Origin of the sequence: Sphingomonas sp. PSPC2-2 (genome assembly GCF_049897725.1) — a bacterium.
GTDB lineage: Bacteria > Pseudomonadota > Alphaproteobacteria > Sphingomonadales > Sphingomonadaceae > Sphingomonas.
In genome coordinates this window covers 314,139-326,178 of record NZ_JAFCWU010000005.1, presented here as the reverse complement: position 1 = coordinate 326,178, position 12,040 = coordinate 314,139, and the positions used below count along the sequence as shown (strand labels likewise).

Annotated in this window: 21 protein-coding genes and 1 tRNA gene; 21 read left to right on the top strand and 1 reads right to left on the bottom strand. The window is 64.4% G+C overall.

The window, feature by feature from the left end; translation table 11 throughout:
- The first annotated feature begins 4 nt into the window (after nucleotides 1-4).
- From ACP7BY_RS11795 to mtnA, 21 genes are all read left to right on the top strand, one after another.
- Entirely contained in the window at nucleotides 5-259 is a 255-nt protein-coding gene (locus ACP7BY_RS11795) for a hypothetical protein (protein WP_033965640.1), read from the top strand.
- 92 nt (nucleotides 260-351) lie between these two features.
- Complete coding sequence (locus ACP7BY_RS11790; protein WP_426288146.1) at nucleotides 352-774, top strand: hypothetical protein; 423 nt, start codon at nucleotides 352-354, stop codon at nucleotides 772-774.
- The gene (locus tag ACP7BY_RS11785; RefSeq protein ID WP_033965643.1) at nucleotides 771-989 is read left to right on the top strand and encodes a hypothetical protein; all 219 of its coding nucleotides are present in this window, start codon (nucleotides 771-773) and stop codon (nucleotides 987-989) included. Before ACP7BY_RS11790 ends, ACP7BY_RS11785 begins: the two co-directional genes overlap by 4 nt.
- Complete coding sequence (locus ACP7BY_RS11780; RefSeq protein WP_033965644.1) at nucleotides 989-1,201, top strand: glyoxalase superfamily protein; 213 nt, start codon at nucleotides 989-991, stop codon at nucleotides 1,199-1,201. The genes ACP7BY_RS11785 and ACP7BY_RS11780 overlap by 1 nt, the downstream gene beginning before the upstream one ends.
- Nucleotides 1,188-1,424: a hypothetical protein gene (locus ACP7BY_RS11775; protein WP_033965645.1), complete on the top strand. Its 237-nt coding sequence runs from the start codon at nucleotides 1,188-1,190 to the stop codon at nucleotides 1,422-1,424. Before ACP7BY_RS11780 ends, ACP7BY_RS11775 begins: the two co-directional genes overlap by 14 nt.
- The gene (locus ACP7BY_RS11770; RefSeq protein ID WP_033965646.1) at nucleotides 1,417-1,632 is read left to right on the top strand and encodes a hypothetical protein; all 216 of its coding nucleotides are present in this window, start codon (nucleotides 1,417-1,419) and stop codon (nucleotides 1,630-1,632) included. Before ACP7BY_RS11775 ends, ACP7BY_RS11770 begins: the two co-directional genes overlap by 8 nt.
- Nucleotides 1,629-1,898 carry a hypothetical protein gene (locus ACP7BY_RS11765; protein WP_033965647.1) on the top strand — a complete coding sequence of 90 codons (270 nt, stop codon included), beginning with the start codon at nucleotides 1,629-1,631 and terminating at the stop codon, nucleotides 1,896-1,898. Before ACP7BY_RS11770 ends, ACP7BY_RS11765 begins: the two co-directional genes overlap by 4 nt.
- Nucleotides 1,895-2,239: a hypothetical protein gene (locus tag ACP7BY_RS11760; RefSeq protein ID WP_033965648.1), complete on the top strand. Its 345-nt coding sequence runs from the start codon at nucleotides 1,895-1,897 to the stop codon at nucleotides 2,237-2,239. The genes ACP7BY_RS11765 and ACP7BY_RS11760 overlap by 4 nt, the downstream gene beginning before the upstream one ends.
- A complete protein-coding gene (locus ACP7BY_RS11755; RefSeq protein WP_033965649.1) occupies nucleotides 2,236-2,571 on the top strand; it encodes a hypothetical protein in 336 nt (111 codons plus the stop codon). The genes ACP7BY_RS11760 and ACP7BY_RS11755 overlap by 4 nt, the downstream gene beginning before the upstream one ends.
- 151 nt (nucleotides 2,572-2,722) lie before the next feature.
- On the top strand, nucleotides 2,723-2,908 hold the full coding sequence (locus ACP7BY_RS11750; RefSeq protein ID WP_033965650.1) for a hypothetical protein: 186 nt from the start codon (nucleotides 2,723-2,725) through the stop codon (nucleotides 2,906-2,908).
- Complete coding sequence (locus ACP7BY_RS11745) at nucleotides 2,908-3,156, top strand: hypothetical protein (protein ID WP_033965651.1); 249 nt, start codon at nucleotides 2,908-2,910, stop codon at nucleotides 3,154-3,156. The genes ACP7BY_RS11750 and ACP7BY_RS11745 overlap by 1 nt, the downstream gene beginning before the upstream one ends.
- On the top strand, nucleotides 3,153-3,395 hold the full coding sequence (locus tag ACP7BY_RS11740; RefSeq protein WP_033965652.1) for a hypothetical protein: 243 nt from the start codon (nucleotides 3,153-3,155) through the stop codon (nucleotides 3,393-3,395). Before ACP7BY_RS11745 ends, ACP7BY_RS11740 begins: the two co-directional genes overlap by 4 nt.
- Nucleotides 3,392-4,489 (top strand): hypothetical protein, encoded by a 1,098-nt coding sequence (locus tag ACP7BY_RS11735; protein WP_426288145.1) that lies wholly within the window; start codon nucleotides 3,392-3,394, stop codon nucleotides 4,487-4,489. The genes ACP7BY_RS11740 and ACP7BY_RS11735 overlap by 4 nt, the downstream gene beginning before the upstream one ends.
- A 4-nt stretch (nucleotides 4,490-4,493) precedes the next feature.
- Nucleotides 4,494-5,678: a phage Gp37/Gp68 family protein gene (locus ACP7BY_RS11730; RefSeq protein WP_033965655.1), complete on the top strand. Its 1,185-nt coding sequence runs from the start codon at nucleotides 4,494-4,496 to the stop codon at nucleotides 5,676-5,678.
- A 274-nt stretch (nucleotides 5,679-5,952) separates the two neighbouring features.
- The gene (locus tag ACP7BY_RS11725) at nucleotides 5,953-6,447 is read left to right on the top strand and encodes a hypothetical protein (protein WP_033965656.1); all 495 of its coding nucleotides are present in this window, start codon (nucleotides 5,953-5,955) and stop codon (nucleotides 6,445-6,447) included.
- A gap of 64 nt (nucleotides 6,448-6,511) precedes the next feature.
- Nucleotides 6,512-7,813, top strand: a complete 1,302-nt coding sequence (locus ACP7BY_RS11720; RefSeq protein ID WP_033965657.1) for a hypothetical protein — start codon at nucleotides 6,512-6,514, stop codon at nucleotides 7,811-7,813.
- 147 nt (nucleotides 7,814-7,960) lie between these two features.
- Nucleotides 7,961-8,034 (top strand) — tRNA-Gly (locus tag ACP7BY_RS11715).
- Between the two features lie 20 nt (nucleotides 8,035-8,054).
- On the top strand, nucleotides 8,055-8,669 hold the full coding sequence (locus ACP7BY_RS11710) for a methylthioribulose 1-phosphate dehydratase (RefSeq protein WP_137902994.1): 615 nt from the start codon (nucleotides 8,055-8,057) through the stop codon (nucleotides 8,667-8,669).
- Complete coding sequence (locus tag ACP7BY_RS11705; RefSeq protein WP_033965658.1) at nucleotides 8,666-9,208, top strand: 1,2-dihydroxy-3-keto-5-methylthiopentene dioxygenase; 543 nt, start codon at nucleotides 8,666-8,668, stop codon at nucleotides 9,206-9,208. The genes ACP7BY_RS11710 and ACP7BY_RS11705 overlap by 4 nt, the downstream gene beginning before the upstream one ends.
- On the top strand, nucleotides 9,205-9,834 hold the full coding sequence (gene mtnC / locus ACP7BY_RS11700) for an acireductone synthase (protein ID WP_033965659.1): 630 nt from the start codon (nucleotides 9,205-9,207) through the stop codon (nucleotides 9,832-9,834). Before ACP7BY_RS11705 ends, mtnC begins: the two co-directional genes overlap by 4 nt.
- A 9-nt stretch (nucleotides 9,835-9,843) precedes the next feature.
- Nucleotides 9,844-10,875, top strand: coding sequence for an S-methyl-5-thioribose-1-phosphate isomerase (gene mtnA, locus ACP7BY_RS11695; RefSeq protein ID WP_137902995.1), 1,032 nt, complete (start codon nucleotides 9,844-9,846; stop codon nucleotides 10,873-10,875).
- Nucleotides 10,876-10,885: 10 nt separating this feature from the next.
- Here the strand turns inward: mtnA and ACP7BY_RS11690 are convergent, their stop codons facing one another.
- Nucleotides 10,886-12,028 (bottom strand): aminotransferase, encoded by a 1,143-nt coding sequence (locus tag ACP7BY_RS11690; protein WP_033965660.1) that lies wholly within the window; start codon nucleotides 12,026-12,028, stop codon nucleotides 10,886-10,888.
- Nucleotides 12,029-12,040: the final 12 nt, after the last annotated feature.

Below are 12,040 nucleotides of genomic sequence, written 5' to 3'. Positions count from 1 at the left end.
AGAAGTGCTTCACCGCCTTCTCCAATATGATGTCGTGATCGCCAGCGCATGGCTGGCCCTGTCGCTCTTCACGCTACCGATCCTGGTGTCAAAGGCGTGGGAGCGACTGGGCATTCCCGGCAAATGGTGGCTGGTATGGCCCGCGATCGGACTGTGCATCGCCGCGATCGCGGCCTGCTACAGCGCCGCACGCATTTTGGACAACATCCATTGCGAACGCGAGACGCACCACCCGTGCGAAGAGGGCGGCGACGACTGACGCAATGCGCTGGTAACGCATAACGTTACTTTTTAGTTTGACACAGTAACGTTATGCGTTACAACGCGCTCCGTTCTCAACGGAGGCGCATCATGAGCTTGCACGACCGGCGGCTACAGCCGCCCGACACCGAAACCTTCGACGCCGCTGCCATCACGCCGCTGCCGTCGCTCCCCACCTTCGCCAATGGCACGCTATACGGCCTGTTCGCCGTGGGCGGTATGCTGGGCCATCGCGACCGCGCGGTCTCGTGGTTGTGCAGGCTGGTCGATGCGCTGATCGCGCATGATGGCTTTCCGCAACCGCTCCCGCTGCGCCAGGCGGATGGCACCACCAGCCGCGCCGCGCATCGCGACAGCCGTTGGCCCGCCGCCGCCGTCGATGCGTGGCTTGCCGGTCAGATCCCGGCCGGGCTGGTCGCGGTGGTTGATACCTCGCACCTCGCCGCCGCCAGCGCCCGCCTCGATATGCGGGCGCGGGCGTTGAGCGTGATCGACGGAGGGCGCGCCGCATGAAGCCGCTCCCGCGCCGTCCGCGCTACCGCGCGGTGCATCCCCGGTCGCTGCATCCCATGTGGCTGCGCCAGCGGTCGCGGCTCGCACCGCTGATCCACGATGCGCAGGCCTATGATCGATTGGTCGGCCGCGCGGCCGTCGCCATCGCCGCCTGCCTGATCGGCATGATGTTGCTGCGCGTCGTCATCGCCTGGTCGCAGGGGAGGCTTGGCTGATGGTGGCCGGTCTGAACAACAGTCTTTTCACCACTTTAGAGGGGCTGAAACGGCGCGCGAAGAAGCTGAGCCGCACGACAGGAGTGCCGCACCATGAAGCGCTCGAACAAATAGCGCAGGCGGGCGGTTATCGCGACTATCGCCAGGCGCGGACCTGTCTGCAAACCGAGGATCGCTCCGAGAACATGGAGGCCGGTAATGGGTCTCGATGATCTCCAACGCCGCGATGCGCGCATCGCCCAGCTCGAGGCGATCGGGTGCCGCAACCGCACGCGCGAGCAGGACCATGAACTTGGCCGTCTGATCGACGCGCGCGATCAGCTCTGGCGTCGGCTGGCCAGTCGCGTCGCCGCCGCGCGCGACCGTGCGCGCGAGCTCGAAACCTATGCCCGCCAGATCGGGCTGCCTCTTCCCGAAAGCGTTCCCCATGGCTGATCTTGTCGACGCTGCCCAGCAACTGGAAAGCGAACACCTCGCCCGCTCGATCCGCGCCGCCCGCGTGCCGGTGCCCGAAGGCGTACCCGGCGAATGCGAGACATGCGGCGAGGATATGCCCCGCCTTGTCGACGGTCGCTGCGCGCCCTGCCGCGATGGCCGCGTCCGCGTCGCGCGCTTCCACCCGATGACGGGAGACGCGGCATGATCGTCATCAGGGTGGAGCTTTGGTCAGCGATCACAGGAGAGAAGAGCGAGATCGCTCGCATGACCATCGATAATATCGGTGGAACGGTGCAGCGCGGCGACTATCGCGCGCGCACGATGCGAGGTCGTTCGCTCGAGGCGCTGCACAAGGCCATGCTCTCGAACACCATCCAGCGCGAAGGGAAGGTATTCGGCCATGAGCGCTTGCGCCTTCATGTGTGGAATTTGGTCGCGAAAGCGCTCACTGCCATGGGGTACGGCCTGTGAAGCATGACGCTCGCACCCCGCGGGCCGGTTGTCGTTGTGCCCCGTGCCGATCGGCCCGCGCGCGCGTCTGGCACAGCCTGTCCGCCGCGCAACGCGTCGCGCTGCGGGCGCTCGATCGCGCCGTGCCGCGCCACCAGACCGATTTGCAGAAACGCGACGGCATTCGCTGGCGGACGATCGGCACGCTCTTGCTCGATCGCCCGGATCGCCCGGCGCTGGTGCGCGAGCATCAGCTTGGCGAACGCAACTGGCACGCCCGCACCATGCCCTTTTTCACCCTCAACCAGCATGGCCACGAGTTGATCGCCGCCATGTGCCACCACGAAAGGAAGTCCGCATGAGCGAGATGGAAGACGCGCTAACTGCGCTGCAAAGACAAGTCGAAATCCTTGAGATGAAGGTGAGCAACCTCAGGACCGGGGAACAGGTTCAAGTATGTAAAACGATACCGGATCGAGATCACTTTAAGGAATTGGCGGATAGTCTGATTGGTCACCAAGATGGATGCCAGTGGGAGTGTGGTGACGAAGCGCTCCGATCATCGGCCATTTTGCGCATTATCATCGATAATAAGATCAGCGACCAACTAGCAATCGAGCACGTCGAGGAGCTGATTTATAAAGCTGGAAAGCGCTTCGCCGAAGAGATCACGCTGGATGAGGTGCCGTTCTGATGCGCCACCTCATTCCCCACATCGAATACGGCCATTGGCGCGGCTCCGCGCTCACGAATGACGGCCGCCCGCACGGTGACGAGGCTCGAGGATGCATTCTTTGCGTCCAATGGCTCGGCATCCTGATTGAAATCGGGATCGGAGCCGTCCGATGAACGACGCCAAGCCGGGCGACCGCTGCAGCAATGGCCCGCACGTCGAGTGCTGGACCTGCCCGAACTGCTATCACGATCATACGGCCAGGGTGTCGCAATGCGAGGACTGCGGAATAAAGCTGTCCTGCACCATCGAGCGCCCGCCGATCGCCGTCTGCACCGTAGCGGAGCGAGACGCGTGATGGCCGCTCTTCTCACGCCCGCGCAGCTCGAGCGCGCCAACGCCATTCTTGGCGACTGGCTGGCCGATCGCATCGAGGTCGAGCTGGGGGATGCCGCGCGCGCCCTCGATCAGCCACGCCATGCGCTCGGTTTCGCCGTCACCCGCCGCCTTGTCTCGACGCTGTTGCGCAAGCGCGGCTTCACCAAATTCGGGATCGCCGGCTCCGGCTACGATCGCGATACCCTCTATCGAAAGGCCAACGCATGATCGACCATGCCAAAGTGGCGCGCGGCCTGTCGCGCGGCCAGAAATCAACCGTGCTGCATATGGATGCCGAGTTTCGCATGCTCGGCTGCAGCGAAGCGACGGCGATCCGCCTGAGCAAGCCTTACGGCCTCCGCCCAGCCCTCACCACCAGCCGGAAAAGTGAAGCTGGCATCCTGCTGTTCGCGCTGAATGCCGACGGCCTGGCTGTCCAAAAGCATTTGACGGGGCAAGTGGCATGACCCCGCCCGAAGCCGCGCCGATGCGCGAGGATGTGACGCAACTTCTACCGTGCCCCCGGTGCGGTAACAGGGCGTTTTTAACGATCAATTTTGAGGTTTGGTGCCGCACCGATAGGTGCCTTAAACTTCCTCCACGCGCGTCCCGTGCCGAGGCAGCCGATGCATGGAATACGCGTTCCTACACCGCCCGCCCCGACGCCGGGGATGAGGTCGAGCGGGTGTGCCGTGTTCTAGCCAAGGCGGATGGCCTCGATTGGGACGAGGTGTGCGCTTACGAAAAGGGCACCGCAGAGGAAATCGGCGACGCGAGCTGCAACAGCAGCACGTGCGTGGCAGCACATTACGAAGACCATGATCCGGATGTTGCAAGGGGCCGCTATCGCAAGCAGGCCGAGGCGATTGCCGCGCAGTATTCCGCCGCCATGCGCGAAGGGGTGGACCGGGTGGCGTATCCCGATATCGGCCCTGATCCGATGAAGGGCGATCGTTCTGACCGTTTCGAAGAGGCTATAGCGCGGGTGCGCGAGGATGTGACGCAGGCTGATCGTGATCTTGCTGAGGCGATCGTTTCGCATACCCGAGGATATGCTGTGCGCCTCCCCAACGACGGCCATACCGCTATTCAGCTTGCTGCGCGTTTTCGCCTCGCCCACACCGCCCACCCCGATGCCGGGGATGCCGGTCGGTATCACTTCACCGACGAAAACCCGTTCGAAGTCCGCACTGTTGAGGGAACGAAGAAACTAGGGCGTGGGTGGTTGGCAATCACTGAAGCCGAGTACGCAGGTCTTCGCGCCCGCCCCGACGCCGGGGATGAGGTCGAGCGGGTGGCGAGGGCGATCTCGCATGTCGTCAATCCGTGGGATCACGATGGCGACCAATGGGAAGGCTACGAAGACGAAGCACGCGCCGCACTAGCCGCCATGCGCGAGGGGGTGGACCGGGGGATGGTGGAGGAAGTGCCTGCCGTACCTGAATGGCTGGCGAAGGTGCTTGCAGAGAATGTGGCCCGTTTCGACGCTCTACCCCTAGCAATCAAGAATGCCCGGTTCTCGTATGTCGCCGCCGCCGCCCTCTCGCGCAAGGGAGGGTGAGGGGATGGGTGACGGCACCCAGATCGAATGGACCGATGCGACGGTAAATGTCGTCAATGGCTGTACCGTGTGTTCGCCCGGTTGCACCAACTGCTACGCGATGCGCGCAGGCGGTCGTAATCTTCCGGGGCACCCGTCTACCGGGCTCACAAAGCCGAGCAAGGCCGGGCATGTCTGGACGGGCGAAGTGCGGTTCAATGAGCGGGCCTTGCTCCAACCGCTGCGGTGGAAGCGCCCACGGCGCATCTTCTGGAACGCCCATGGCGACCTGTTCCACGAGAACGTGCCAGACGACTGGATCGACCGCTGCTTTGCGGTGATGGCGCTCACGCCGCAGCACCAGCACCAAGTGCTGACCAAGCGGTCGGCGCGGATGCGGGCTTATTTCGCGGAGCGGTGGCAGGGCACGCCTGCTCGCCAGATCGATTGCGGGTCTGCCGGGATCATCGATATTCCCGCCGGTGGCGAAACAGGAAGGCGATATCAGATTGAGATAGCATGCGAGGAGCTGATCCTTGACCTCGATTTGGCCGACACCGAGAATGATGCGCTCTGGACCGACGACGGATCGCTAATACTGTCGCAGTGGCAATGGCCGTTGCCGAACGTCTGGCTGGGCGTCTCGGTCGAGGATCAGCAGCGTGCCGACGAACGCATTCCCGATTTGCTGGCGACACCGGCGGCGACGCGGTTCCTCTCGTGCGAGCCCCTGTTAGGACCGATCGATCTGACCCGTGTCTTTCTTGGCGAGGGGGGATTCGATCCTGCCTCGGATGCAGGGCCCGAGTGGAAAGCGATCAAATCGGTCCGCTTCAACGTAAACGCACTGGTAGGTGCTCCTTCGATTGCTTGGGGCAAGCTTGACTGGGTAATTGTCGGTGGAGAGAGCGGCCCCGGCGCGCGACCGATGCATCCGGACTGGGCACGCTCCCTGCGCGACCAGTGCGCGGCTGCGAGCGTGCCGTTCCTGTTCAAGCAATGGGGGGATTGGCGTGAGACTAATGGCCCCAAGACGACCAGTCACCATCGCGCAGTGGGTGCTGGCACGCACTGGCTGAATAGCGCAGGTGTCCTTCGCCCGATCTCTGAACTGGGATCTATCTATCACGAATACAAGGTCGCGATGCTCGGCAAGAAGGCTGCCGGTCGCCTTCTCGACGGCGTGCAGCATGACGGGATGCCGTCGTGAGCGGATCCATTTCAATCCGCTGCGGATCGAATTACTATGTCGGTAGACGCGACGCGCGTGAAACCGCCGTTGTCTGTGTAGCCGACGCGTCGCAGACAGCGGGACTGGTGAGGGCCGGCCGGGGCTACGGGGAAGGGGATAACCGCAGCTCTACCTACCGTCCTGCGGATGTATCGCAGCACCCCGCGCCCACATCGCGACGCGTCGATGCTGCCATGCGCGGGGCTGTGGCATGACGGCATGCCGTTATGAGCGAGCGGCAGGGTAGCTTGCTGTGACCTTCGACCCGCACTTCCGCTTCTATCGCGAGGATCCGCAGTCCCGCCCCTGCGCGCATAGCCTTGACGATTGCGCGAACGAGCTGCGCGAGGAAATGGCGGCGCGGCGCGAACTCTATCCGGCGTTGGTGGCCAAGGGGCGGATGACCAACGAGGCGATGGCGCGGGAGTTGCGGGTGATGTCGGCCATTCTGTGGGAACATATTTTCCCGATCGAGGCACGCGGAGCCAAGCAACCGTTCGCCACCTGGACGGAGAAGGTGCACGCCTTGCGCCGCGAGATCGGGCTGCGGCGCACACTGTACCCGCGCTGGATCCTTGCCGGTCGCATCGATCCGGCCATCGCCGATACGCGGCTCACCCTCCTGGAGGAACTGCACGAACTCTACTGGTTTGGCAGTCAAAGCGCCGAAGCCATTGCCGCGCGGGCCGAGACGATGGCGCGCGCGCAGGTCCGGAACCCGACAAAGCCACTGCAACACGCCGCTTGACCGTTCCGCCCAAATGGGCGGACATTAGGACACCCTTCGCGCCACCATCTGAGGGCCCGCCACCATGAAAATCTCCGTTCCCGGTCTGGTCGCCAAGAAAACCGCCACGGGCACGCGCTATTATTGGACGCCATCGCCCACGCTCAGCAAGGCGGGATGGAAGAGCCAGGCGCTTGGCCGCGACATCGAGGCCGCGATCGCCGCAGCGAAGAAGCGCAACGAGGAAGTCGCCAACTGGCGCACCGGCGGTGCCAAACCGCGCGCCATCGCCAAGTTCGTCGCGCGCGCCACCGTCGATCATGTCATCGCCCAGTATAAGGCCGATGGCTATCCGCGCGTGAAGAAGGGCGGCCGCTTTGGCGATGACCGGTTCATCGGCGAAAACACCCGCATCGAATATGACAGCAAGTTGAAGGCGATTTCCGCCTGGGCAGGATCGGAGCCGATCGCGGCGATCACGCCAGACAATGTCGCGGTGTTCCGCGATGCGCTGCTCGTCCCCAAAAAGGGTGTCGTTCGGCTCACTACGGCACATGGCACGCTGCGCGTGCTGCGAACGCTGTGCGCCTATGCCAAGAGCAAGAAATGGATCGAGACCAACCCGGCGCTTGATTTCGATTTGCCCGCTCCGCCACCGCGCCAGCAGGTGGCAAGTCCCGAGGCGCGTGCGGCCTTGCTCGCCGCTGCAGACGATGCCGGGGAGCCGAATATGGCGCTGGCCATGCTGTTGGGCTGGAAGATCGGCCAACGCGAAGGCGATTTGCTGCGCACGCTCCAGACGCAATATGTCGAAATCCCGTCCTACAAGCTCGATGCGGAGGTATTTGCCTCTTTGGCTGCCATGGCCCCCGACGGGCGCGTCATGGGCATTCGCCTGCGCCAGGGAAAGACGAGGGTCTGGATCGAGGTGCCCGTGGTCGCTGATGAGCGCACGCGCATCGAGGCCGCGATCGAGCGGGCGCGTGCGGTCGGCATTGCGACGCTCCTGTATGACGAGCGCGACAATAAGACGTGGACCAGCGGCGACAATAAGGAGCGCCGCAGCCGGGCGATGTATTTCCAGCGTCGCTTCGCCGAACTCCGCCAGAGCGCAGCGGACAAGGCAAAGCGCGACGGCCTTGCCGAATTGTCCGCCGATTTGCTGGATCTGCAATTCCGCGATTTCCGCCGCACCTGTGTCGTCGTGCTTGGAGAGCTGGGCTTGGCCGATCAACTGATCGCCGCGATCACCGGCCACAGTCTCGACGAAACGAAGCGCATTCTGGAGGTGTACATGCCGCGCACCACCGGCATGGCCGCGCGCGCGATCATGATGAGCGCCGAACGCGACGCGCGCAATGCCAAGCGCAACGGGGCGAGTGCGTGACCAGCACCCCCAGCCGCGCGGCTTGCGTCAACGCCATGTGCACGCTATCGCAAACGCGCATCGACGCGGATTGTCGGAATTCCGACAATCGGAATGTCGGAACGCAGTCTGACGAGACGCCACAGAATGGCGGAATTGCTGGGCTTAGCGGGTATAGTACAATGGTAGTACAGCAGCCTTCCAAGCTGAATACACGGGTTCGATTCCCGTTACCCGCTCCAGCCCGTGTCCCGGCACAGGCATGACCGCAATCTCCTTTCCCAAGGCGCAGGACGCGATCGTCGCGGTCGGGCGCTGGCTTGATGGCAAAGGCTGGGCTCCCGCGACATCGGGCAATTATTCGGCGCGGCTGGACGACGGCAGCTTCGCCGTCACCGTATCCGGTCGCCACAAGGGACGCCTGACGCGTGACGATGTGATGCGCGTGGATGCCGAAGGCGTGTCGCTCGACGGAAAGAAACCCTCCGCCGAAACCGCGCTGCACCTGACGCTATACCGTCTGTTTCCCGCATGCGGCGCAATACTGCACAGCCACTCGGCCACCGCAGTAGGCCTCAGCCGCGCGACGCCAGGCGATGGATATACCCTTACCGGCCACGAAATGCTGAAGGCCCTGCCCGGCATCGTGACGCATGAGACATCGGCGGTGCTGCCGATCGTCGACAACAGCCAGGACATGGCCGTGCTCGACGCGGCAATCACCCCTCGCCTGCTGGCACCGGGTGCAATCCCGGCCTATCTCATCCGCAGCCACGGTTTGTATGGCTGGGGCCAGGACATGGCCGAGGCCGAGCGCGTGATCGAGGCGGTGGAATGGATGATCGCCGCCGAACTGGCCGAAAGGAGCTTTCGATGAGCCGCCTGCAAGTCTTTGCCGAGGATGATGCCGCGACGCCGCTGCTCGACACCACCGACGCTGCTGAGATCGAGGCGACACTGCAGCAGGCGGGAGTCCGCTTCGAACGCTGGCCGCTCAAGCCCGTCACAACCGACAGCGATGTGCTCACGGTCTATGCGGACGAAGTGGCGCGGCTGACGGCAGAGGGCGGCTATCAGTCGATCGATGTCGCGCGGATCGCGCCCGATCATCCCGACCGCGCGACGCTGCGCGAAAAATTCCTGTCCGAACACACGCATGGCGAGGATGAAGTGCGCTTCTTCATCGACGGCGAAGGGCTGTTCACGCTCCACCATGACGGGCGCGTGTTCAACATGCTGTGCTGCGCGGGGGATTTGATCTCGGTGCCAGCCGGGATGCGGCATTGGTTCGATATGGGGGCAGCCCCGCGCTTTACCGCGATCCGGCTGTTCGTGAACCCCGATGGCTGGGTCGCCGCCTTTACCGGCAGCGACATTGCCGAGCGCTTCCCGCGCCTGGAACCCGCAACCGCGTGAAGGCGATCCTCACCGATATCGAGGGCACCACGTCAAGCATCGCCTTCGTCGCGGAGGTGTTGTTTCCGTATGCCCGTACACGCCTGGCCGACTATATTGCGGCGCACCCGGCGGAAACCGCGCCGATCCTGGCCGAAGTCGCCGCCAGCGAACCCGGCGACGCGGTCGCCACGCTGCTGCGCTGGATCGATGAAGATCGAAAGGCGACCCCGCTCAAGGCGCTGCAAGGCATGATCTGGGCCGATGGCTATGCCTCCGGCGCTTTTACCGGGCATATCTATCCCGATGCGGCCGCAGGCTTGCATCGCTGGCACGCGGCGGGGATCAAGCTCTACGTCTTTTCGTCCGGCTCAGTGCCCGCGCAGAAACTGCTTTTCGGACATAGTGAGGCAGGTGATCTGACCCCGCTCTTTTCGGGCTATTTCGACACCACCACCGGGCCGAAGCGTGAGGCCTCCTCCTATGCCAGGATCGCCGCGGCGATCGGGATGTCGCCGGGCGAGGTGCTGTTCCTGTCGGACACGCCCGAGGAAATCGCAGCAGCACGCGGTGCGGGGATGAACGCGCGACTGATCGATCGCTCGGGCGACGGCGGGGATATCATCACCTTCGACGATCTCTTTTAAGGACCCGCGATGATCCTCCAAGGCACGCATCAACGCTCGATCACGCGCACCGCCGATGGTGCCGGCGCGCGCATTCTTGACCAGCGCGAACTGCCGTGGACCGTGAAATGGGTCGAACTCCGCTCAGCGCGCGATGCCGAGCGGGCAATCCGGGAGATGTGGACGCGCGGCGCGCCACTGATCGGTGCGACCGCAGCCTATGGGCTGGCGATGGCACTGGCGGAGGACGGATCGGACGGCGCGCTTGATGCGGCCTACACGTTGTTGCTCGACTCGCGCCCGACTGCGGTCAATCTGAAATGGGCGCTCGATCAGGTTATGGAGACGGTACGCCCCCTCCCCGCCACTGACCGTGCCCAAGCCGCGTTCGCGCGCGCCGATGCCATTTGCGACGAGGATGTCGCGCTGAACCAGGCGATCGGCGAACACGGCCTCGCGCTGTTCCGCGCGCTTCATGCGAAGCACCCCGATCGTCCGCTCAACATCCTGACGCATTGCAATGCCGGGTGGCTGGCGACGGTCGATTACGGCACCGCCACCGCGCCCATCTATCTGGCGCATGACGCCGGCATTCCGGTGCATGTCTGGGTCGACGAGACGCGCCCGCGCAATCAGGGCGCGTTGCTCACCGCCTTTGAACTTGCCGGGCATGGCGTGCCGCACACCGTGATCGCCGACAATGCCGGTGGCCATTTGATGATGACGGGCCAGGTCGATGCCGTCATTGTGGGCACCGACCGCGTGACCGCCAATGGCGATGTTTGCAACAAGATCGGCACCTATCTGAAAGCGCTCGCCGCCCGGGACAATGGCGTGCCCTTCTATGTCGCTTTGCCCTACACCACCTTCGACGCAAGCACCGCGACGGGGGCGGACATTCCGATCGAGGAGCGCTCGGGCGACGAAGTGACCCATGTCGCAGGGGAAGGCGGGCGCATCCGCGTCACCGCCTCCGGCACCGCGAACCCGGCCTTCGACGTGACGCCCGCGCGGCTGGTGACGGGCTACCTGACCGAGCGGGGGCTACTGAAAACGATTTGACGCGAGCGCATCACGGTCGCCGCGCCATCCGTTCCAGCGCAGCATCCAGCGTCGCGTCCTGCTTGGCGAAGCACAGTCGCACGACGCTCCGTACCGCGTCCTCGGCATAAAAGGCAGACACCGGGATCGTCGCCACTCCCGCCTCCTCCAGCAGCCAGCGCGCGAACAGGACATCGTCCATGTCGACGCCCGAGGCGATCAGGTCGATATTGAGGAAATAGGTCGCCGCACTCGGCAGCACGCTATAACCGAGTCCGGTCAACCCCGCCGCCAGACGATCGCGCGAGCGCTGATAGCCCGCGCGCATGTCCTCGAAATACCCGATATTTTTGCACAGCCCGAACGCCGCCGCCGCCTGCAAATTGGGGGGCGTGGTGAAGGTCAGGAACTGATGCGCCTTGGCCAGCACCGAGGAGATCGCGGGCGCGGCGCACATCCAGCCGACCTTCCACCCCGTCAGCGAGAAGATCTTGCCGGCCGAACCGATCTTGACCGTGCGAGCCCGCATCCCGGGCTGCGCCATCAGCGAGCGGTGGTGCCGCCCGTCGAACACGACATGCTCCCACACTTCATCGCAGATCGCGATCGCATCATGGCTCACACAGAAATCGGCGAGCAACGCGAGTTCATCGGGCGCGATCATCGTACCCGTCGGGTTGAGCGGCGAATTGAGCAGCACCAACCGCGTCCGGTCGCTGGCCACCGCCGCCAACGCATCGGCGGTGATGCGCCATTCAGGCGGCTCGAGCCGAACCAGCTTCGCCACGCCCCCGGCGCGCTGCACTAGCGGCAGATAGGCGTCGTAGAGCGGCTGGAACATCACCACTTCGTCGCCCGGCGACACCAAAGCGAAGATCGCCGCTGCCAGCGCCTCGGTCGCACCAGACGTAACGATTACCTCGCTCGGATCGAGATCGAGCCCCTGATGCACGCGGTAATGGTCCGCCACCGCCTGCCGCAGCGCGGGCGTGCCTGCCATCGGCGGATATTGGTTCGACTCCTCGATCAGCGCGCGCGCCGCTTCGGCGAGCACATCCTCGGGGCCGCGCCCGTCGGGGAAACCCTGGCCAAGATTGATCGCGCCGGTCGCCCGAGCACGCGCCGACATCGCTTCGAAAATGGTGGTGCCGAGCGCGGTGTAAACCGAGTTCATCGCTTGCTTCCT